23 protein-coding genes are annotated in these 21,160 nt (G+C 63.7%); 16 read left to right on the top strand and 7 right to left on the bottom strand.

The genetic code is table 11. From position 1 onward, the window contains the following. Nucleotides 1–9: 9 nt before the first annotated feature. Nucleotides 10–1,026, top strand: a complete 1,017-nt coding sequence (locus tag AC0L3B_RS08480) for a methyltransferase (protein ID WP_085385339.1) — start codon at nucleotides 10–12, stop codon at nucleotides 1,024–1,026. A gap of 234 nt (nucleotides 1,027–1,260) precedes the next feature. Then, entirely contained in the window at nucleotides 1,261–2,613 is a 1,353-nt protein-coding gene (locus AC0L3B_RS08475) for a malonyl-CoA decarboxylase (RefSeq protein ID WP_085351884.1), read from the top strand. A 189-nt stretch (nucleotides 2,614–2,802) separates the two neighbouring features. Here the strand turns inward: AC0L3B_RS08475 and tarD are convergent, their stop codons facing one another. From tarD to AC0L3B_RS08450, 5 genes are all read right to left on the bottom strand, one after another. After that, nucleotides 2,803–3,972 (bottom strand): D(-)-tartrate dehydratase, encoded by a 1,170-nt coding sequence (tarD, locus tag AC0L3B_RS08470; protein ID WP_018454086.1) that lies wholly within the window; start codon nucleotides 3,970–3,972, stop codon nucleotides 2,803–2,805. Nucleotides 3,973–4,116: 144 nt separating this feature from the next. Continuing rightward, nucleotides 4,117–4,374 (bottom strand): DUF3297 family protein, encoded by a 258-nt coding sequence (locus AC0L3B_RS08465; protein WP_007613756.1) that lies wholly within the window; start codon nucleotides 4,372–4,374, stop codon nucleotides 4,117–4,119. Beyond that, complete coding sequence (locus AC0L3B_RS08460; RefSeq protein WP_018454085.1) at nucleotides 4,371–4,847, bottom strand: glutathione peroxidase; 477 nt, start codon at nucleotides 4,845–4,847, stop codon at nucleotides 4,371–4,373. Before AC0L3B_RS08460 ends, AC0L3B_RS08465 begins: the two co-directional genes overlap by 4 nt. 2 nt (nucleotides 4,848–4,849) lie before the next feature. After that, nucleotides 4,850–6,250 carry an amidase family protein gene (locus tag AC0L3B_RS08455; protein ID WP_026232668.1) on the bottom strand — a complete coding sequence of 467 codons (1,401 nt, stop codon included), beginning with the start codon at nucleotides 6,248–6,250 and terminating at the stop codon, nucleotides 4,850–4,852. 104 nt (nucleotides 6,251–6,354) lie between these two features. Next, complete coding sequence (locus AC0L3B_RS08450) at nucleotides 6,355–6,612, bottom strand: DUF6894 family protein (RefSeq protein ID WP_007613759.1); 258 nt, start codon at nucleotides 6,610–6,612, stop codon at nucleotides 6,355–6,357. Nucleotides 6,613–6,862: 250 nt separating this feature from the next. Here AC0L3B_RS08450 and pqqA point away from each other — a divergent pair, with 250 nt between their 5' ends. From pqqA to AC0L3B_RS08400, 10 genes are all read left to right on the top strand, one after another. Beyond that, nucleotides 6,863–6,943: a pyrroloquinoline quinone precursor peptide PqqA gene (gene pqqA / locus AC0L3B_RS08445; protein WP_007595659.1), complete on the top strand. Its 81-nt coding sequence runs from the start codon at nucleotides 6,863–6,865 to the stop codon at nucleotides 6,941–6,943. A gap of 118 nt (nucleotides 6,944–7,061) precedes the next feature. Beyond that, on the top strand, nucleotides 7,062–7,991 hold the full coding sequence (pqqB, locus tag AC0L3B_RS08440) for a pyrroloquinoline quinone biosynthesis protein PqqB (RefSeq protein WP_085361488.1): 930 nt from the start codon (nucleotides 7,062–7,064) through the stop codon (nucleotides 7,989–7,991). 20 nt (nucleotides 7,992–8,011) lie between these two features. Continuing rightward, complete coding sequence (gene pqqC, locus AC0L3B_RS08435) at nucleotides 8,012–8,779, top strand: pyrroloquinoline-quinone synthase PqqC (protein WP_473380332.1); 768 nt, start codon at nucleotides 8,012–8,014, stop codon at nucleotides 8,777–8,779. Between the two features lie 10 nt (nucleotides 8,780–8,789). After that, complete coding sequence (gene pqqD, locus AC0L3B_RS08430) at nucleotides 8,790–9,101, top strand: pyrroloquinoline quinone biosynthesis peptide chaperone PqqD (RefSeq protein ID WP_247295006.1); 312 nt, start codon at nucleotides 8,790–8,792, stop codon at nucleotides 9,099–9,101. Then, nucleotides 9,098–10,297 carry a pyrroloquinoline quinone biosynthesis protein PqqE gene (gene pqqE / locus AC0L3B_RS08425; protein ID WP_473380285.1) on the top strand — a complete coding sequence of 400 codons (1,200 nt, stop codon included), beginning with the start codon at nucleotides 9,098–9,100 and terminating at the stop codon, nucleotides 10,295–10,297. The genes pqqD and pqqE overlap by 4 nt, the downstream gene beginning before the upstream one ends. Further along, nucleotides 10,287–11,273: a prolyl aminopeptidase gene (pip, locus tag AC0L3B_RS08420; protein WP_018454080.1), complete on the top strand. Its 987-nt coding sequence runs from the start codon at nucleotides 10,287–10,289 to the stop codon at nucleotides 11,271–11,273. Before pqqE ends, pip begins: the two co-directional genes overlap by 11 nt. A 12-nt stretch (nucleotides 11,274–11,285) precedes the next feature. Then, nucleotides 11,286–11,963, top strand: a complete 678-nt coding sequence (locus AC0L3B_RS08415) for a hypothetical protein (RefSeq protein ID WP_473380284.1) — start codon at nucleotides 11,286–11,288, stop codon at nucleotides 11,961–11,963. A 232-nt stretch (nucleotides 11,964–12,195) separates the two neighbouring features. Further along, a complete protein-coding gene (locus AC0L3B_RS08410) occupies nucleotides 12,196–13,995 on the top strand; it encodes an FAD-dependent oxidoreductase (RefSeq protein ID WP_473380283.1) in 1,800 nt (599 codons plus the stop codon). Further along, nucleotides 13,965–15,812, top strand: a complete 1,848-nt coding sequence (locus AC0L3B_RS08405) for a 2-oxoacid:acceptor oxidoreductase subunit alpha (protein ID WP_085385335.1) — start codon at nucleotides 13,965–13,967, stop codon at nucleotides 15,810–15,812. The genes AC0L3B_RS08410 and AC0L3B_RS08405 overlap by 31 nt, the downstream gene beginning before the upstream one ends. Next, nucleotides 15,809–16,864 (top strand): 2-oxoacid:ferredoxin oxidoreductase subunit beta, encoded by a 1,056-nt coding sequence (locus tag AC0L3B_RS08400; RefSeq protein ID WP_018454076.1) that lies wholly within the window; start codon nucleotides 15,809–15,811, stop codon nucleotides 16,862–16,864. Before AC0L3B_RS08405 ends, AC0L3B_RS08400 begins: the two co-directional genes overlap by 4 nt. Nucleotides 16,865–16,868: 4 nt before the next feature. Here AC0L3B_RS08400 and AC0L3B_RS08395 read toward each other — a convergent pair whose 3' ends face one another. Next, nucleotides 16,869–17,312 (bottom strand): DUF4399 domain-containing protein, encoded by a 444-nt coding sequence (locus tag AC0L3B_RS08395; RefSeq protein WP_018454075.1) that lies wholly within the window; start codon nucleotides 17,310–17,312, stop codon nucleotides 16,869–16,871. 17 nt (nucleotides 17,313–17,329) lie between these two features. After that, nucleotides 17,330–18,880 carry an SUMF1/EgtB/PvdO family nonheme iron enzyme gene (locus AC0L3B_RS08390; protein WP_473380282.1) on the bottom strand — a complete coding sequence of 517 codons (1,551 nt, stop codon included), beginning with the start codon at nucleotides 18,878–18,880 and terminating at the stop codon, nucleotides 17,330–17,332. A 303-nt stretch (nucleotides 18,881–19,183) separates the two neighbouring features. Here AC0L3B_RS08390 and AC0L3B_RS08385 point away from each other — a divergent pair, with 303 nt between their 5' ends. From AC0L3B_RS08385 to AC0L3B_RS08370, 4 genes are all read left to right on the top strand, one after another. Then, entirely contained in the window at nucleotides 19,184–19,804 is a 621-nt protein-coding gene (locus AC0L3B_RS08385; RefSeq protein ID WP_018454073.1) for a hypothetical protein, read from the top strand. Nucleotides 19,805–19,836: 32 nt separating this feature from the next. Continuing rightward, nucleotides 19,837–20,286: a DsrE family protein gene (locus AC0L3B_RS08380; protein WP_085385332.1), complete on the top strand. Its 450-nt coding sequence runs from the start codon at nucleotides 19,837–19,839 to the stop codon at nucleotides 20,284–20,286. Between the two features lie 82 nt (nucleotides 20,287–20,368). Then, complete coding sequence (locus AC0L3B_RS08375; RefSeq protein ID WP_473380281.1) at nucleotides 20,369–20,695, top strand: ArsR/SmtB family transcription factor; 327 nt, start codon at nucleotides 20,369–20,371, stop codon at nucleotides 20,693–20,695. Next, nucleotides 20,692–21,123, top strand: a complete 432-nt coding sequence (locus AC0L3B_RS08370; RefSeq protein WP_085361497.1) for an SRPBCC family protein — start codon at nucleotides 20,692–20,694, stop codon at nucleotides 21,121–21,123. The genes AC0L3B_RS08375 and AC0L3B_RS08370 overlap by 4 nt, the downstream gene beginning before the upstream one ends. The last annotated feature ends 37 nt before the right edge of the window (nucleotides 21,124–21,160 follow it).

Below are 21,160 nucleotides of genomic sequence, written 5' to 3'. Positions count from 1 at the left end.
AGGCAACAGATGAGCCGGCCAGCGTCCGTCCTTGATCTCGTGCAGTCGCATCGCATCACCGCGGTGATCTATGCTGCGGCGAAGCTTAGTCTCGCGGAGGCCGTCGGAGACGAGGCGAAATCCGTGGCTGAGCTTGCCCGGCTGGTGTCCGCCGACGAAAGGGCTCTGCGCAGACTGCTCGTTGGTCTGACCACACTTGGTCTTTGTAGGCAGGCAGACCACGACCGGTTTGCTATGACCGATCTCGGCCTGCAGCTCGGCGAGACGGCCGACCCATCCTTCAAGGACTGGGTTCTCTTTGAGGGCGAGATGCTCACGCAATCCTGGAGCGGACTGGTCGATTCGGTTCGCACCGGAAAGACCGCGACCCAGCTGCGCGGAGAAGGCGACGACCGTTATGCGGCCACAGGCAATACGCCGGAATCAAACCGCCGGTTCAACGCTGCGATGGTCAGCCTCACGCGGTCCATCGTTCCGAAGATCGTTACGGCCCACGACTTCGCCGCAGCGCGCCTCGTCATGGATATCGGCGGCGGCACCGGCGAATTGATCGGCGCCATAGTTCAGCACAACCCTCACCTTGAGGGCATCGTCTTCGATCTCGCGCGTTGCGAGACAGATGCGCGCACACATTTCGATCGTCTCGGGATCGCCGGCCGCAGTCGCTTCGTCACCGGCAGCTTCTTTGAAGATATTCCGAGCGGCGCCGACACGATTGTGATGAAGAGCATTCTCCATAATTGGAACGACGACCGTTGCCGGATCATCTTGCGCAATTGCCGGAACGCGCTGCCGTCCGACGGGACGTTGATCGTGATCGAGCGGATCATGCCGGAGCGCGCAACGACGGCGCCCGAGGATCGTTCCTGCGTCATGAGCGACCTCAACATGCTGCGAGGACCGGGCGGTTGCGAGCGGACCGAAGCCGAGTATCGCAAGCTGGCGGACTCGGCCGGCTTCGCTTTCGTCCGGACGACCGGTATCGGCTCGTTCAGCCTGGTCCAATTCAGGAAATCCGGTCACTGAGCAGGCTGTCTCCTTGCGCTGGCAGGAGGGGCCCGGATCAGGGACGCCCTGGCTGCCACCCGCGGCACGCAGGCCGTGGCGTACTGGATGTCCCTCCTTCGCCGGGCATGACGGCATTCTGGAAATCCACACCCCCCGCTAAACTTGCCAAAATCCCCCGCTTGATTGTGATCGGATTCCGCCCAAATCCCGTGTAAGATTCCCGCACCGCACAAACCCGACACGAAAGCCCCGATGGCCAACGCCTTCTTCTCCGACTTACTTACTACCATCTCCGAGCGCGGCCGCACGCTGCTTCGCCGCGGGGATTCTGCCGACACCAAGCCGGACGCCGATGGGCTGATCGAGCTCTGTGGCGCGCTGCTGTCGGGCCGGGGTGAAGCTTCCGGCACCGCCATGGCGCGTGAGGTGCTCGACATCTACCAGGACCTGGATGCGGCGGGACGTCGCGCCTTTTTCGAAGCCCTGGTGCGCGATTTCGGCCCGGATCGGGAACGCCTGTCCAAGGCGATCGAGACATGGCGCGCCAAGCCGGCCGACGAGGATGCCAGCGCCCTGCACTTCGCCTCCGAGCCGCGCCGGCAGGAGTTGATCCGCCGCCTCAACCGCGCACCCGGCGGCACCGGCGATCTCGTCAAGATGCGCGCCGACCTGCTCGACATGATGAACAGGCACGCCGATCTCGCCGCACTCGATCGCGACGTTTCGCATCTTCTCTCGTCATGGTTCAACAGGGGGTTTCTCGTGCTGCGCAGGATCGACTGGTCGACCCCGGCCAACATCCTCGAAAAGATCATCCGTTATGAGGCCGTGCACGAGATCAGCGACTGGGACGATCTGCGCCGCCGCATCGATCCGGTCGACCGCCGCTGCTACGCCTTCTTCCATCCCGCGATGGTGGACGAGCCCCTGATCTTCGTCGAGGTCGCGTTGACCGAGACGATCCCCGGCGCGATCGCGCCGCTGCTCGCGGTCGATCGCCCATCCGTCCCGATCGAGCGCGCCCGTACCGCCGTGTTCTACTCGATCTCCAACACCCAGCGCGGTCTGGGCGGCATCTCCTTCGGCAGCTTCCTGATCAAGCAGGTGGTGGAGGAGCTGCGCCGCGAATTGCCCAAGCTCGACAATTTCGTGACGCTGTCGCCGGTGCCGGGCTTCATGCCATGGGTGAAGCAGGACAAGGATTTGCCGCTGTCGGACGAGGACCGCGAGATCCTGAAGCGCCTCGACGATCCCAAATGGTTCGAGAACCCCGAGACCACGACACTGCTACGTGGCGTGATCGAACCGCTCGCGGCGCACTATTTCCTGAAGGCGCGCACACCCAAAGGCAAGCTGATCGACTCCGTCGCGCGCTTCCATCTCGGCAACGGCGCCCGCCTCGAGCGCATCAATTGGTTAGGCGATCTCTCGCCGAAGGGCGTGCGCGAGTCCGCCGGCGTGATGGTCAACTACCTCTACCGCCTCGACGACATCGAGAAGAACCACGAAGCCTACGCCAATGACGGCGAGGTCGTGGCCTCGAGCGCGGTGAAGAAGCTCTTGAAGGGCGAAGGGCGGCGGCTGTTGGATATGCGACTGTCGTAAGGGACGACCTCGGCTGATTGCGTTGGTTCGTCCACAATCTCGGTGTCACCGCCCGGCTTGACCGGGCGATCCAGTATTCCAGAGGCCTCCGTTGAAGCGCTCGCTCTCGCCACATTCGCCACGGCGTACTGGATGCCCCGGTTAAGCCGGGGCATGACAGCGGAAAGCATGGCGTGGCCGTCGCGCCCCCTACTCCGCCAGCGCCTTCATCTCCTTGTAGAGATCCGACTTGCCTTCGAAGCCGATGCCTGACAGCTCCGGCATGGTGATGTGGCCGTTCTCGACGCGGACGCCGTCGGGGAAGCCACCATAGGGCTGGAACAGGTCGGGGTAGCTCTCGTTGCCGCCAAGGCCTAAGCCGGCTGCGATGTTGAGCGACATCTGGTGGCCGCCGTGGGGGATGCAGCGGCTCGGCGACCAGCCATGAGTTTTCAGCACCTCCATCGTGCGCTGGTATTCGCACAGGCCGTAGGACAGCGCGCAATCGAATTGCAGCCAGTCGCGGTCGGGGCGCATGCCGCCGTAGCGAATCAAATTGCGGGCATCCTGGTGGCTGAACAGGTTTTCGCCTGTTGCCATCGGGCCCGGATAGAATTCGGCGAGGGCTGCCTGCAGCGCGTAGTCGAGGGGGTCGCCAACTTCCTCGTACCAGAACAAGGGATAATCCCGCAGCATCTTGGCATAGGCGATGCCGGTCTCGAGATCGAAGCGGCCGTTGGCGTCGACGGCGAGCTGCGCGTCCTTGCCGATTTCCTTCAGCACCGCTTCGATGCGGGTGCGGTCGTCCTCGATATCAGCGCCGCCGATCTTCATCTTCACGACGTTGTAGCCGCGATCGAGATAGCCTCGCATCTCGCCGCGCAGCATCGAGAGGTCCTTGCCGGGATAGTAGTAGCCGCCGGCAGCGTAGACGAACACGCGCGGATTGGCTTTGACGCCGTGACGCTCAGCCAGCAGGCGAAACAGCGGCTGGCCCGCAATCTTCGCGACCGCATCCCACACCGCCATGTCGATGGTGCCGACCGCGACCGAGCGCTCGCCGTGACCGCCCGGCTTCTCGTTGGTCATCATCGCGGCCCAGACCTTGTCGGGGTCGAGATTGTCGCCGGCCGCGTTCAGCAGCGATTTCGGATCGGCCTCCAGGATGCGCGAGGCAAAACGCTCGCGGATCAGGCCGCCCTGCCCGTAGCGGCCGTTGGAGTTGAAGCCGTAGCCGACGACGCGCTTGCCGTCGCGAACGACGTCGGTGACGACGGCCACCAGGCTCGTCGTCATCTTGGTGAAATCGATATAGGCGTTGCGGATCGGCGAAGAGATCGGCTTCGTGATCTCGCGGACGTCGACGATGCGGACGGACATGGGGTTTGGCTTTCTGCGGGCTCCCTCCTCTCGTCATGGCCGGGCTTGTCCCGGCCATCCACGTCTTAGCCGCTCGAAGAACGTGGATGCCCGGGACAAGCCCGGGCATGACGGCGTGCCCCAAGCACGCTTCGCATTCCAAAACTACTTCTTATCCCTGAAATACGGCTCGACCGGGCCGTGCACCTTGATGGTCAGCGGGTTGCCGTGGCGGTCCTTGGCGTTGCCTGCGGTGACGCGGACCCAGCCTTCGCTGATGCAGTATTCCTCGACATTGGTCTTCTCGACACCCTTGAAGCGGATGCCGACGTCGCGCGCCAGAATGTCCGCATTGTAAAAGGGGCTGTTCGGATCGACCGAGAGGCGGTCCGGAAATTCGTCGCTCATGATTGTCTCGCTCATAACAGGGTCTCGATTTGCTGCCGCAATCCTTCGGGCCGCGCGGTCGGCGCATAGCGCGAAACCACCTTGCCGGCGCGGTCCACCAGGAATTTCGTGAAATTCCATTTGATGGAGGCGCCCAGCAGGCCGGATTGCTGGCGTTTCAGGTACTCATACAACGGATGGGCATTGCTGCCGTTGACGTCGATCTTCTCGAACAGGGGAAAGGTGACGTCGTAATTGGTCGAGCAGAACGCCTGGATCTCGCTCGCCTGCCCTGGCTCCTGCGCACCGAACTGGTTGCAGGGAAAGCCGAGCACCGAGAAGCCGCGCGGGGACAGGTCGCGATGCAGATCCTCCAGCCCGCGATATTGCGGCGTGAAGCCGCATTTGCTCGCGGTGTTGACGATCAGCAGCACCTGCCCCTCGAAGCTGCGCATCGGCACTTCTTCGCCGAGAAGCGAGTTGGCCTTGAAGTCGTAGATCGCGGACATCGCTAACCTACGGGATCGATCGGCGACGGCGGCACGCCGCCCGCCTCGATCGCCTCGCCTGCGAGCAGGCAGAGATCCTCGCGATAGCGGCCCGACACGATGTGCACGCCGACCGGCGCCTTGCCGACGAGGCCCGTGGAGACCACGAGGCCCGGCAGGCCCATGAAGGGAATGGCGATCTGCGGCAACTGCGCTTCCCAGACGCGTTTGAAGGAAGAGTCGTCCTTGCGGTCGAGATGATCGGGGAACGGCAGTTCGCCGGAGACCGGCGTCAGCAGCACGGCATAGGTCTCGAAGAACAGCATCCAGTCGCGGGTCAGCCTGGCGCGGCGGGTCAATGCCTTGGCGTAATTGGCCTGGTCCATCGGCGTGACCCTGGCACGGTTGCCACGCAGGCACGCCAGCGCGCCGGGATCGCCTTCACGCTCGGCCATCTCGAGCTGCGCCTCATAGCCGTCGCCGAGCCAGAGCTTGATCTGCCACTCGACCGCTTCGCGCATCGGCGGGGTGTTCTCGATTGTCTCGACGGTCCAGCCGGCCCGTTCGAGCCGCTTGCCGGCGTCGATGACGGCGGCCTTCACCTCGGGCGCGGTGGCCAGGCCGTCCGGGTCGAGACAGAGCGCGGCGCGCTTCGGCCGCGCGGGGCCTTCCAGCGGCACCGGCACAAACCAGGGATCGCGGATGTCGCGGGCCGACATGGCCGCGAGCGAAATCCTGATGTCGTTGACGGTGCGCGCCAGCGGCCCCGACACCGCCATGATCTGCGGCCCGATCGGGCGCTCCGGCAGGGCCGGATTGAAGGCCGGGATGCGGCCCAAGGTCGGGCGCAAGCCATGCACGCCGCAGGCATAGGCGGGATAGCGGATCGAGCCGGCAATGTCGGTGCCATGGGCGATATGGCCGATGCCGGCCGCGACCGCCGAGCCCGCGCCGCCGGACGAGCCGCCCGGCGTCAGCGAGGCGTCGCGGGGGTTCTTGGTGTCGCCGTGGACCAGGTTGGTGGTGAACCAGCGATAGGAGAAGGCCGGGCAATTGGTGCGCCCAAGCAGAACGGCGCCGGCTTTGCGGAAATTGGCGACCACCGGATTGTCCTCGCGCGCGATCAGGTCGCGCTGGAGCTTGAGGCCGTTGGTGGTGGCAAAGCCCTCCTGGTCGACATTGGCCTTGATGGTCACGGGCACTCCGGCCAGCATGCCGGGGTCCTCGCCCCTGGCGATGGCGGCATCGACGGCGTCGGCCTGCTTGAGCACGTCCTCGGGCCGGTGGTCGATCACGGCGTTGAGGCTCGGATTGACGGCGTCGAGCCGGGCGAGGCCGGCCTGCGCGGCCTCCCTGGCGGAGACCTTTTTGGTTTTGACGAGATTGGCGAGGTCGGCCGCCGACAGGCGCCAGAGATCTTGCATGACTTGCTCCGTGTAACCGGCGTCTTTTAGCCCCGGGAACGCGGCAAAGCCATGCGGATTTCGCAGGGATTCCTCCGCCATTGCGACGGTGGCGAGAGCAAGCCTTAATGCCGGGTGGCGGACTGGTCCGGAATGTCCAGGAGTGCCTCGGTGAAGGGGAATTCGAGCACGATCTCGCCTTCGCGGTCGGTGACCTCGATGACGGCCTCAAGCAGGGCCGGCTGGGTGCCTTCCGATCTCAGCACCTCCAGAATCATCTGGCGGGCAACCTCCCAGGCGCGATCGGGATTGCGCAAATCCTCTCCCTCAGGATCCACGATCAGTTCGTCGCCGATACGGGTGTTGAAGAAATATCTGGGCATCACGAAGTTCCAGTTGGGTCGCCTGTACCGGATTGAAAGCTGCACTGCACTCACAACCGCTTTATCAGGACAGGGTTCGCGACCGAATGCGCCGGGCGCAAGGCAGCATCACCAGCAAGTATCGTTCCGGCAGCATTTTTCGCGCCGCAACATGGCTTTCTCGGGAAAATTTCACTGGCGAACTTTTCCACCCGCACTAACTTAAGGGTTGGGCGGATACGTCCGAATTCTCGAAAATGGAGAGCCGAAAATGGCCTGGAAAGCCCCGAAGATCGTCGAAGTGCCCTGTGGCATGGAAATCAACATGTATGTGAGCGCCACCCGCAAGTAAGCGGTTGGTGAGTTCGCGTTCTGCGCAGGTGGATCTTTCGGTCACGATGCATGTCCGGAAGACAGGATTTGTGTTTGCGTGAGGTCCACCTCGCGACATTGCCTCCAGGAGACGGATCATGCTTCGCGTCGTCGTCCTGGGCGCCGCAGCCGGCGGCGGAGTGCCGCAATGGAATTGCGGCTGCGAGGGCTGCCGGACGGCCCGTGATAACGGCCAAGAGCTGCAACGGACCCAAGCCTCGGTCGCCTTCAGCGGCGACGGCGAGCACTGGTTCTTGATCAACGCCTCCCCCGACCTCCGCCAGCAATTGAATGCGACGCCACAGCTGCATCCGAAGGCAGGCGCGCTGCGCCATACGCCGATCGCAGGCGTGATCCTGACCAACAGCGAGGTGGACGCAGTGGCCGGCCTGCTGTCGATGCGCGAGGGTTCGCCCTTCACGGTCTATGCGCACGAGAAGGTGCTGGCGATCCTGAAGGCGAACAGCATCTTCAATGTGCTGAACGAGAAAAACGTGCAGCGCCTGCCGGTCGACATCAATGAGCCGTTCGAGCCGCGGCTGCCGGACGGGGCGCGCTCAGGACTTGAGGTGCTGCCCTTCGCGGTCTCGGGCAAATCGGCCTGGTACCTGGAAGGCAAGACGCATCCGGGCGGCGACAGCGGCGAAGGCGATACGCTGGGGCTGAAGATCACCGACAAAGCAACCGGCAAATGCTTCTACTTCATCGCCGCCTGCGCCGAGGTCACCGACGCGCTCAAGGCCGAGATCGACGGCGCTGCGCTGGTGTTCTTCGACGGCACGGTGTGGCAGGACGACGAGATGATCAAGGCCGGGCTTAGCCACAAGACCGGCAAAAGCATGGGCCACGTCGCGATGTCCGGCGACCACGGCGCCATCGCGCGGCTCGCCGACCTCACACTCGACAGGAAGATATTTCTGCATATCAATAATTCGAATCCGGCGCTGCTGCCCGCTTCCCCGGAGCGCAAGGCCGCTGAAGCGGCGGGCTGGCAGATACCCGCGGACGGAACGGAGATCGTGCTGTGAATGCCGCGTCACTGACTGGAATGACCGCGCTCTCGATCGGCAAGGACATCAGGCTCACTTGCGCCGAGGAGCTGGAGGCGACGCTGCGTCACATCGGTGCGACGCGCTATCACAGCCTGCATCCGTTCCATAGACTGCTGCATGGCGGCAAGCTCAACAAGGGCCAGGTGCAGGCCTGGGCGCTGAACCGCTACTATTACCAGAGCACCATCCCGATCAAGGACGCGGTGGTGATCTCGCGCTTCCGCGACCGCGCCACGCGGCTGGAATGGCGCCACCGCATCGAGGATCATGACGGCGACATCGGCTCCGAAGGCGGTATCGAGCGCTGGCTGAAGCTGACCGAAGGCCTCGGGTTGGACACAGCTTACGTGGAATCGACCGAAGGCATCCTGCCGGCGACGCGCTTTGCGGTGGAAGCCTATGTGCATTATTGCCGCGAGAAGTCGCCGCTGGAGGCGATCGCGTCCTCGCTCACCGAATTGTTCGCGCCGAACCTGCACGAAGAGCGCATCTCCGGGATGCTGGAGCACTACGACTTCGTCAATCCTGATATCATGAGCTACTTCAACCGCCGGTTGGCGCAGGCGCCGCGCGACGCCGGGTTTGCGCTCGACTATGTCAAGGCGCATGCCACCACGCCCGAGCAACGCGCGTCCGTCTGCAATGCGCTGATCTTCAAGACCAACGTGCTATGGGTGCAGCTCGACGCACTCCAGCACGCCTATGTCGAGGGCCACATTCCGCCGGGCGCGTTCGTGCCCCAAGAACACCAAAAGGCGAGCTAAGGAACGAGCGATGGCCGAGCCGCGTCACATCAGCGTCAGCGAGACCAGCCGGCCGGTTCTGCCGCGGCACGCCAAGCTGAAATATGACGAGACGCGAAAAGTCTGGGTGATCCTGGCGCCCGAACGCGTGCTGGCGCCGGACGAGATCGCGGTCGAGGTCTTGCAGCTCTGCGACGGCGAGCGCAATGTCGGCGAAATGTCCGACCAACTCGCGGCAAAATACGCCGCGCCGCGCGAGGCGATCCTGGCCGACGTCATTGTCATGCTGCAGGATCTCGCCGACAAGGGCTTTCTCACGGAGGCCCGGGAGAAGACGTCATGAGCGATGTGCTCGGCAATCCCACCATCCCGCCCGACGCCAGCGACAGCCTCGCGGTGCTGGAGAAGAGCCGCTCGACGGCAGAGACATTCGGCATTCCGCTCGCCGTGCTGCTCGAGATCACCCATCGCTGCCCGCTGCAATGTCCCTACTGCTCCAACCCGGTCGAGCTCGACCGCTCGGGCAAGGAGCTGACCACCGAGGAATGGACGAAGGTATTGAGCGAGCTCGCCGAGATCGGCGTGCTGCAGGTGCATTTCTCCGGCGGCGAGCCGACGGCGCGCAAAGACCTGGTCGAACTGGTCAAGCATGCGAGCGACGTCGGGCTCTACACCAACCTCATCACCTCGGCGGTGCTGCTGACGCGCGAGCGGCTGAGCGAACTTGCCGATGCCGGGCTCTGCCACGTCCAGATCAGTTTTCAGGGCGTTGAAGAAGCCCTCGCCGACCGCGTCGGCGGCTACAAAAACGGGCACCGCAAGAAGCTCGAAGTCGCAAAATGGACGCGCGAGCTCGATTTGCCGCTCACCGTGAATGCGGTGATGCATCGGCAAAACCTGCACCAGCTGTCTGATATCATCCAGATGTCGGTGGACCTCGACGCCGACCGGCTCGAGGTCGCCAATGTCCAATATTACGGCTGGGCGCTAAAGAACCGCGCCGCGCTGATGCCGACGGTGGCGCAGCTCGACGAGTGCACCCGCATCGTCGAGGAGGCGCGCGAGCGGCTGAAGGGCCGGCTCACGATCGACTATGTCGTGCCCGATTATTACGCGCTGCGGCCGAAGAAGTGCATGGGCGGCTGGGGTCGGCAGTTCTTCAACATTTCGCCGGCCGGCAAGGTGCTGCCCTGCCACGCCGCCGAGAGCATCACCGGGCTCGACTTCGAATCCGTGCGCTCCAACCATTCGATCGCCTGGATCTGGCAGAACTCGGACGCCTTCAACCGCTACCGCGGCACCGGCTGGATGAAGGAGCCGTGCAAGAGTTGCGAATTCCGGGAGATCGATTTCGGCGGCTGCCGCTGCCAGGCCTTTGCGCTGACCGGCGACGCCGCCAACACCGATCCCGCCTGCGCGCTGTCGCCGCTGCACGAGACCATCTTCAAGCAGGCCGAGCGCGAGGCTGAGGGCGAAACCAACCGCTTCCTCTATCGCAATTTCGCCGGCGGCACCCTGGAATCCGAGAATGGTGCCTGACGCCGACGCGGCCAGCTCAGTCAAGCGCGCCGATCCCTTTGCACCGCTGACCTCCGAAATGCTCGACGTCGGCGGCGGCCACGAGCTCTATGTCGAGAGCGTCGGCCGCACCGACGGAATCCCGGCGGTCTATCTGCATGGCGGCCCCGGCAGCGGCTGCCAGCCCGACCACCGCCGGCTGTTTGATCCCGACCGTTTTCATGCCGTGCTGTTCGACCAGCGCGGCTGCGGTCGCAGCCGGCCGAAGGGATCGCGCGCACACAACACCACGCAGCATCTGATCGCGGACATGGAAAAGATCCGCGAGAAATTCGGCGTCGCGCGCTGGATGGTGGTCGGCGGCTCCTGGGGCGCGACGCTGGCGCTGGCTTATGCGCAGGCGCATCCCGAGCGCGTCTCCGGAATTGCGCTGCGCGCGACCTTTCTCGGCACGCGTGCTGAAGTCGAGATCGCCTTCACCTCGCGCCTGTCGCAATTCTACCCCGCGCTCTACGACGATTTTCTGAGCGTGCTGCCGGTAGAGGAGCGCGCGCAACCGGTGGAAGCCTACTATCGCCGCATCCTCGATCCCGATCCGGCGGTGCATGGCCCGGCCTCGCGCGCCTGGCACGATACCGAACGCGCCTTGTCGGAGCACAAGGCGGCAAAGACACGGCTGGATCTGGCGTCGCTGAACGTGTGGCGCACATTGCCGGCGACGCCGTTCATGGAGGCGCATTATTTCGTCCAAGACAGCTTCATGACGGAGAACGAGTTGTTGCGGAACGCCGGCAAGCTCAACGGCATTCCCGGCATCATCGTCCAGGGCCGCTACGATCTGTTGTGCCCTCCCGAGACATCGCAGGCGCTCGCGAAAGTGTGGCCGGGTTCCGAGATTCGCATCGTGGAAGAAGCCGGCCATTCGCTCTATGATACCGGCGTGCGGGACGCGGTCATGAAGTCGATCGCAGATATCGCTTCGAAGATTTCGCGATAGCGGGACAAGAAAATGCCACTCGCCGGGAAGGGCATGTTGCTCACGTCGATGAATATCGACGTTCCAAATGAACCCGATTTCAACCGCTGGTACGATCGCGAGCATCTGGAAGAGCGCGTTGCGATCGAGGGCTTTCTCGAAGCGCGGCGCTATGTCGCGCACTCCGCCAATCCCAAATATCTCTCGCTGTATTCAACCGCGACGCTCGACGTGCTCGACAGTCCCGCCTACCGGGCGAGGCTCGCTAGTCAGACCGAATGGTCGCGGCGGAGCATGGCGCATTTCAAGGACATGCTCCGCGTGGTCGCCCGCATCACGATCAGCAACGGTACCGGACGCGGCGCGGCGCTCGGCCTCGTGCGGCTGCGGCCGACGGCGGACAATGCAGTCGCGTGGCGTGACGCACTGCAAGAACGGCTGGCGCCGGAAAAACACGACGGCATCATCTCCATGCATCTGCTCGAAAGCGAGCCGGAACTATCAGGCGCGACCGCGGATATTCCGGCGGTGCGCAACGAAGGCGCGCGCGACTGGTTCGTGCTGATCGACGGCACGCATGTCGGCGCGGTCTCGTCCGTGATCGCCGAGCGCTTCACCGGCCCTGCCGCCTCGCCATTCCCGCTTCCCGTGTCGGTCGGCTCCTACTGCCTGATGTGGGACCTCGCGAAGAGCGACATCGCGCGCAACTAAGCCATTGGACGCATCGCAACATGCTGCACCGCCACATACTGCGCACGGCCGTTAATCTGTGCGCGCGTAGCTCCCATGAAAGAGGGGAAGCGCGAAATTTGCCGTTGTACTTCGGAGCGGTTCTAATAAGCTAACCCAATGACGTCATTCAGAAACCAGATCGCCGCGCGTTAGCGTTCGCAAGCTCAAGAAAAGGCCGCGGGGTCTTTGAGCCTGCGCGGACAGGGTAGGAATGAAACCGACCGATATTGCGGCCCCCGACTACTTTCACAAAGTGGTCGATTGCCAATGGGCCTGTCCTGCGCACACTCCCGTTCCCGAATACATCCGACTGATCGCCCAAGGCCGCTACAGCGACGCCTATATGATCAATTGGAAATCGAACGTGTTTCCAGGAATTCTGGGACGGACCTGCGATCGTCCATGCGAGCCGGCGTGCCGCCGCGGACGCGTCGAGGAGACGCCGGTCGCGATCTGCCGCCTGAAGCGCGTCGCCGCCGACTTCAAGGACGACATCACGCAGCGCTTGCCGCGCCCCTCGGCCAAGAACGGCAAGCGCGTTGCATTCGTGGGCGGTGGTCCCGCTTCGCTGACGGTCGCCCGCGATCTCGCGCCGCTCGGCTATCACTGCACCGTGTTCGACGCCGATGCCCAAGCCGGCGGCATGATGCGCTCGCAGATCCCGAAATTCCGCCTGCCGGATTCGGTCATCGACGAGGAGACCGGCTACATCCTGGGTCTCGGCGTCGACTTCAAGGGCGGCCATCGCATCGAGAGCATGAAGGCGCTGCTCGCGGAGAAGTACGACGCAATCTTCGTCGGCTCCGGCGCACCGCGCGGCCGCGAGCTCGACATCCCCGGACGCAAGGAAGCAGCCGCCAACGTCCATATCGGCATCGACTGGCTGTCCTCGGTCTCGTTCGGTCATACCGACAAGATCGGCAAGCGCGTCATCGTGCTCGGCGGCGGCAACACCGCGATGGATTGCTGCCGCACTGCGCGTCGCCTCGGCGGCGAAGAGGTGAAGGTCGTCGTACGCTCCGGCTTCGAGGAAATGAAGGCCTCGCCCTGGGAGAAGGAAGATGCGCTCCACGAGGACATCCCGATCCTCAACTTCCTCGTGCCCACAGCCTTCGTCCACGACAACGGCAAGCTCACCGGCATCACTTTCCAGAAGGTGAAGGCCGAATATGACGCCAAGGGCCGCCGCAACCTCGTGCCCTCGGGCGAGCCGGACCAGACCATCGAATGCGACGACGTGCTGGTCGCGGTCGGCCAGGAGAACGCCTTCCCCTGGATCGAGCAGGACTGCGGCATCGAGTTCGATAAATGGCACATGCCCAAGGTCGATCCGCAAACCTTCGTCTCGACCAACCCGAAGGTGTTCTTCGGCGGCGACGCCGCGTTCGGGCCGAAAAACATCATCTGGGCGGTGGCGCAGGGCCATGACGCCGCGCTGTCGATCCACAAAATGCTCTCGGGCGAGGACATCACCGAGCGGCCATTGCCCGACGTGTACATCTCCTCGCAGAAGATGGGCATCCACGAATGGAGCTATGACAACGACATCTCCAACGACAAGCGCTACAAGGTGCCGCATCGCGACAAGGTGATCGCGCTGAAGGACATCCGCACCGAGGTCGAGCTCGGCTATGACGTCAAGCTGGCGCTGGGCGAAGCTCATCGCTGCCTGAACTGCGACGTCCAGACCGTGTTCTCGACCTCGCTCTGCATCGAGTGCGATGCCTGCGTCGACATCTGTCCGATGGATTGCATCACCTTCACGGACAACGGCGAGGAAGGCGATCTCCGTCAGCGCCTGAAAGCACCCTCGCTGCATCCGGACCAGGATCTCTATGTGTCCAGCGACCTCAAGACCGGGCGGGTGATGGTGAAGGACGAGGATGTCTGCCTGCATTGCGGGCTGTGCGCCGAGCGCTGCCCCACCGGCGCCTGGGACATGCAGAAATATTTGATCGAGATGACTCACGCAGGTTCAGCATGTCCGACAAAAAGCCGATCAGCAGCGTAAACGACTTCGTCGTCCGCTTCGCCAACGTCAACGGATCCGGCTCGGCCAGCGCCAACGAGATGTTTGCGCGCGCGATCCTGCGCCACGGCGTTCCGGTGAGCCCCCGCAACATCTTCCCCTCCAACATTCAGGGCCTGCCGACCTGGTACGAGGTGCGGGTGACCGAAGACGGCCATCTCGGCGCCCGCGGCGGCGTCGACATGATGGTCGCCATGAACCCGCAGACCTGGGACAAGGACGTCGCCGGCATCGAGCCCGGCGGCTACCTGTTCTATGATTCCACCAAGCCGATGCCGTCGACCAAATTCCGCGACGACATCACCGTGATCGGCGTCCCCCTGACCGCGATCACCAACTCGACCTATACCGATCCGCGCCAGCGCCAGCTGTTCAAGAACATCATCTATCTCGGGGCGCTCTCGGCGCTGCTCGACATGGATCCGAAGCTGATCGAGCAGCTGATCGGCGAGCAGTACAAGGGCAAGGAGAAGCTGCTCTCGTCCAACGTCCACGCGCTGCATCTCGGCCGCGACTGGGCGCTGCAAAACCTGAAATGCCCGACCGGGCTGCGGGTGAAGAAGTCCGACAAGGTCGGCGACCGCATCTTCATCGAAGGCAACAGCGCCGCCGCGCTCGGCGCCGTCTATGGCGGCGCCACGGTGTGCGCGTGGTATCCGATCACGCCGTCCTCGTCGGTGGCAGAAGCTTTCACCGCGCACTGCAAGAAGTACCGGCACGACCCGGAGACCGGAAAGGCGAAATACGCCATCGTGCAGGGCGAGGACGAGCTCGCTTCGATCGGCATCGTGATCGGCGCCTCCTGGAACGGCGCGCGCGCCTTCACCGCGACCTCCGGCCCCGGCATCTCGCTGATGACCGAGTTCATCGGGCTGTCGTATTTCGCCGAAATCCCGGCCGTGATCATGAACATCCAGCGCGCCGGTCCCTCGACCGGCATGCCGACCCGCACCCAGCAATGCGACATCATCGCCTGCGCCTATGCTTCGCATGGCGACACCAAGCATGTGCTGCTGTTCCCCGAAGATCCCGCCGAAGCGTTCGAGTTCGCGGCCGCGGCTTTCGATCTCGCCGAGCGGCTTCAGACCACCATCTTCCTGATGCTCGACCTCGACATCGGCATGAACCACCGGCTCTGCCGTCCGCTGAAATGGGACGACGCCAAGCAATATGACCGCGGCAAGGTGATGACCGCGGAGATGCTGGACGAAGGCCGCGATTTCGGCCGCTATCTCGACGTCGACGGCGACGGCATCCCCTACCGAACCTATCCCGGCACGCATCCGACCAAGGGCTCCTATTTTACCCGCGGCACGTCGCGCGACCGCTATGCGCGTTACTCCGAAGAGGGCTCGGTCTACGCCGACAACATGCAGCGCCTGATGCGCAAGTTCGAGACCGCGCAGGATCTGGTGCCGCGGCCGCTCCAGGCCAATGCGGAACGGCCAACCAAATACGGCGTGATCTATTTCGGCTCGACCACGCCGGCGATGGACGAGGCGATCGGATTGCTGGAAGCGCGCGGGCATCAGCTCGACCGCCTGCGCATCCGCGCCTTCCCGTTCCACTCCAGCGTGGCGAGCTTCCTCGCCGAGCACGATTTCGTCTATGTGGTCGAGCAGAATCGCGACAGCCAGCTGCGCCAGCTCATCGTCAACGAAAACGGCATCGACCCGGTGCGGCTGGTGCCGATCGTGCATTACGACGGCTCGCCGATCACCGCCCGCTTCATCGCAAAAGCCATTGGCGACCACCAGGATCACATCAAGGTGACCCCGCTCCGCAAGGCCGTGTCATGACCTACATTGCAAAGCCGAAATTCCACCATCCCGGGCTGAAGAAGAACGAGCTCGGCTACACCCATCGCGATTACGAGGGCAAGATCTCGACGCTGTGCGCCGGCTGTGGCCATGACTCTATCACGGCCTCCATCATCGAGGCCTGCTATGAGCTTTCGATCGAGCCGCACCGGGTCGCCAAGATTTCGGGTATCGGCTGCTCGTCGAAGACGCCGGACTATTTTCTCGGCAATTCGCACGGCTTCAACTCCGTGCACGGCCGCATGCCCAGCGTCCTGACCGGCGCCAATCTCGCCAATCGCGACCTGATCTATCTCGGCGTCTCCGGCGACGGCGATTCCGCCTCGATCGGCTTCGGCCAGTTCGCGCATTCGATCCGGCGCGGCGTCAACATGACCTATATCGTCGAGAACAACGGCGTCTACGGTTTGACCAAGGGCCAGTTCTCGGCGACCGCCGACCGCGGCTCGAAGTCCAAGAAGGGCGTCACCAACACCGACAACGCCATCGACCTCGTCGCGATCGCGCTGCAGTTGGGGGCGACTTTCGTCGCACGCTCGTTCTCCGGCGACAAGACCCAGCTCGTGCCGCTGATCGCGGCCGCGATCCGCCACAAGGGCGCGTCGTTCATCGACGTCATCAGCCCCTGCATCGCCTTCAACAACCATGCCGGCTCGACCAAGAGCTTCGACTATGTCCGCGAGCACAATGACGCGGTGAACCGGCTCGATGTGCTGGTCGGCCGCGATCCGATTGCGGTGGATTACGCACCGGGCACCGTGCAAATGGTCGAGCAGCATGACGGCAGCAGGATCGCGCTGCGCAAGATCGACGCCGACTACGATCCGCACGACCGGCTCGGCGCCCAGACCTTCCTGCAAAAGCACGCCGCCAAGGGACAGATCGTCACCGGCCTGCTCTATGTCGATCCCGACGCGGAAGACCTGCACGAGCATCTCAACACGGTCGAAACGCCGCTCAACACGCTGGAAGCCGACACGCTCTGCCCGGGCTCGGCGGCGCTGGACAAGTTCAACGCCAGCCTGCGGTGATTGCCTATCGCGCCGCGGCCGGCTGCCGGACGCGTATGGTGATCTTCTCCGACACGATGGGCGGCTCGAACGGATAGTGCTTGGCATCGCCCAGCACGAGTTGAAGCGTGTGCGTCCCGGGCGGAAGCTCGAGCAGCGTTTCGGTCTGCCCTGCCCCGAAATGCAGATGCGACTTGTCCTGCAGGATCGGCTCCTTGGGATCGATGGGGTCGTTGACGTCGATCAGCAGATGATGGTGACCGGCGTTCTGGTACTCGTCGCCGGCATGGGTCACTCCCATGTTGCGCAAGCCGAACCGGACCCAGAATCCGCCGCGCACCTTCTGCCCGTCACGCGGGGTGATGAAATAGAGCTTTGCGTCCTTGGGCGCTGCCTTGCCCTGCGAAAAGGCTGCCCCCGGAAGCAATGCGAGCGCCGCCGCCAGCGCGACGCAACGAAGGATCTGCATCAAACCAACTCCACCACTTACGGACTGAGCGCCACGCGGAATCCGTGCGTGGGGTAACGAACATTGGTGTCGTAGCCATCGCGGTTGGACGGCCGCACATATCTCGAATCGTTCTTCCAGGAGCCCGAGCGCAGGACATGAGCGCTGCAGTCCCCGCTGCTCCATGCCGAGCCGTCGGTGGGCGCGCCCTGATAGGTCTTGTGCCAGCAGTCCTCGACCCACTGATCGACGCCGCCGCCCATGTCGTGGAGCCCGAACGGGTTCGGCTTGAAGCTGCCGACTTTCGCTGGCTGCTCGGCCGCGAGATCACCGCAATCCTTGCAACCGGCCATGCCCGGCTGCAGCTTGTCGCCCCACCAATATCTGGTCTGCGTTCCGCCCCGCGCGGCATATTCCCATTCGGCTTCGCTCGGAAGCCGATACGTCTTCTTCGTCGCCTTGGCGAGATAGGCCGCATATTGCTGCGCGTCGGTCCAGCTCACATTGCTGACCGGCGCATCGTCCTTGCCGATGGCGGTGAAGCTGCACGCCTTTGCAGCGGCGCACTCGTTCCATTCCTGCACGGTCACCGGATATTTGCCGATCGAGAACGGCTTGACGGTCACCTGATGGACGGGACGCTCGGTCGGGTCGTCGTTGCTTCCCATCGCAAAGCTGCCGCCGCGAATGGCGACCATCTCGGGTTCGCGGACGGGAATGGGCGATTGACTTGCCGATTGACTGGTCGATTGACTTGGCGACGGAGCGGGCGATGGAGATGATGAAGCCGACGAGGGAGAAGGCTGCGGCGTCTGCGTCGCCGCTTCGCGCGGCGGAGGCTGCGGGCTCGGTGATGCGGCAGGAGAAGCGGGAGTGACGGCGGCCTGCTCGCCCACCCTGCCCGGCGCCTGAGCCAGAAGATACCACAGCACGCCGGCGGCCATCACCGACAGCGTGATACCCAGGAGAAAGATCAGGGCATTCTCGCGCCGCCCCCGCGTCCTGCCGACCGCGTCTGCATCCGGCAGCACTTTATAAACGCGCACGGGATCGGTGATGTTCTTGACTTTGCGGTCCCCGAGCGACTCGTAACCGCACACGACCTTGTGCTTGATCTGCTCGTAGATCGCGCCGGAGATAAAGACCTGGCCTGGCTCGGCGATGCCCTCGATACGCGTGGCGATATTGACGCCGTCGCCGTAGACGTCGTCAGGCTCCACGATGACGTCACCGAGATTGACGCCAATCCGGTACTCGATCCGGGTGTTCTTCGGAAGCGAGGCGTTGCGGCCGATGAGATTCTGCTGGATGACGATGCTGCATCGGACGGCCTCGACCGGACTGTCGAAAATCGCGATGAAGCCATCGCCCGTCGTCTTCACCAGACTTCCGTTGTGCTCGACGATGCTGGGCTGGATGAGATCCCGCTCGATCCGCTTGACGCGGACGTGCGTGCCCTCTTCGTCGGCCTGCATCAGGCGGCTGTAGGAAGCGATGTCACCGACAATGATGGCCGCGAGGCGACGAGGCATAGGGCCGTGCGAAGGCGGCTCGTCATTCCCGGATCTGAAGTTGCGAATTTCGCCCATTGCGGGGACTCCACAAACTTGCAAAGGCAGACCCCAGCCTACGACTGCCAAAGGCGATCGTCTGTGAAGGCTATCACATCGATGGAATCGGGCAATGTCCGTGGAATCGCAGGCGCCGAGTTCCGAAAGGCGAAGGCGTCACGTCGAATGAACCTTCAGGACCCCACCGACGACTAATGCCCGGCGTGGAACTAATCACCTCGCTCCGCCCTGCGATGATGCTGTCAGCTGTGCGGACGTTGAACGCGTCGCACCGGGGCTGCGTCTACAGCGTACAGCTCAGCTGCTGCACGCGAGGCCATCATGAAGTCTTTTCTCGTTGCCGCCGTCTTCCTTGCCGCGCTCGGCGGCGCCGCTCACGCCGAGGAGGCCGACGATATCCGTGAGGCCATCAAGGCCGAAGCCGAAACCTTCAACGCGCGCATGTATGCCGGCGAACCCGGCAACAAGGCCTATGCCTGCTTCGTGCGCCGCTACGATGCCGAGCATCTGGCGCACCATCCGAAGCAGAAGGTCGCCTCGATGAAGCTGCTGATCTCGGCGGAGATGGACACCGAAGACAAGCAGTTCCACAACTCCTTCCGCCTCGGCTTCAGATATCGTCACCGCTCCGGCGATTTCGATTCCAGCGGCTCCTGTCATCACGCTGTGTTCACCAAGGACGGCACCGAAATCCGCCTCGGTTGCGGCGTCGACTGCGAGGGCGGCGGCATCGGCGTCGCGCTCTCGAAGGACGACAAATCGGCGATCGTGCGGCTGGCGCGGGTCAGGGTCTGGCAGAACAACAAGCCGGACGACGATGCCGAACTGTCACTGGTCGCCGGGGCCGACGACGGGATTTTCCGCCTAGATCGAACGGACAATAAGGAATGCGCCTCGCTCGTGACCGACCGCAAGGAACTCGCCGCGCTCCGCCACAAATGATATGTGTCCGGCACAATCGAGGGGAGATCGTCATGAACCGCCGGAACATCTTGTGGAGCGCCGTCTCAGGCCTGGGCGCGGCACTTGGCGCCTCCAGCGCGAAGGCCGCGACCGAGGCCGGCACGGGCAACAAGCTGAAGGTGGTCTATCACCTGAGCGATGCCGAGAAGGTCAACTTCGTCCTCGGCAACATCCAGAACCACATCGATGGCGTCGGCGGCCCCGACCATGTGACGATCGCGCTGGTGATCCACGGCCCGGCACTGAAGGCGTTTCACTCGGCGCAGGCCAACCCTGACATTAGCAAGCGCGTCGGCGATTTTTCCAAGGATGGCGTCGAGCTTGCCGCCTGCGGCAACACGATGAAGGCGCAGAACGTCACGCTCACGGATCTCCTGCCGGGCTTCGTCAGCGCGGAGAAGGGTGGCGTCGTCCGTTTGGCCGAGCTCCAGTCGCAGGGTTATCTCTATCTGCGGCCGTAGGAGCGCGCGCTCGACATCCCCCTTGACGTACCCATAACCCCAGGGTTATGAATATATCCATAACTTGCAGGTTATGGATTTTATGCCCGCCATCGCCCACGACCTTCTGTTCAGGACGCTCGCCGACCCCACTCGTCGGGCGATCTTCGAGCGATTGTGCCGCGAGGGCGAACAGACGGTCGGAGCCCTGACAGCAGTGTCGGGCGTTTCCCAGCCCGCAGTCTCAAAACATCTCGGCGCGCTGAAGCAGGCTGGTCTGGTGCGCGACCGGCATCAAGGGCGGCAGACGCATTACAGCGCCCAGCCCGGCGCGCTCAATCCGCTGATCGATTGGACCAGCCAGATGACCGGATTCTGGCAGAACCGGCTCGATGCGCTCGACGATCTCCTGAAGAGGATGGACCAATGAACGAATCCCCCACCGAAACCCGATCTGTCGTCGTCGAGCGCGAATATGCCTTTCCGGCAGAGCGGATCTGGCGCGCGCTGACGCAGCCGCATCTGATCGAGGAATGGCTGATGAAGAACGACTTCAAGCCGACCGTGGGCCACCGCTTCAACCTTCGCGGCGAGTGGGGCGGCGTGCTGGACTGCGAGGTCCTCACCATCGAGCCGCAGAAGACACTCGCCTACACCTGGAATTTCTCGCATGACGACGCGGCGTTCGATCTCAAGAGCGTCGTGACCTTCACGCTGACGCCGGCGGGCGCAGGCACGCATCTGCGCGTCGAGCAAGCGGGCTTCAGCCCGACGCAGAAGCAGGCTTTTGGCGGCGCGCATGCCGGCTGGAAGCAGTTTCTCGCCAAGCTGGACGAGCTGCTGGCAAGGGCAGACTAGCTTGGCCGCCGGCCTTCATTCGATCATCTCAAGAGGA

It is taken from the genome of Bradyrhizobium sp. Kon56, assembly GCF_055807635.1.
This window is presented reverse-complemented; position numbering and strand designations above follow the sequence as displayed.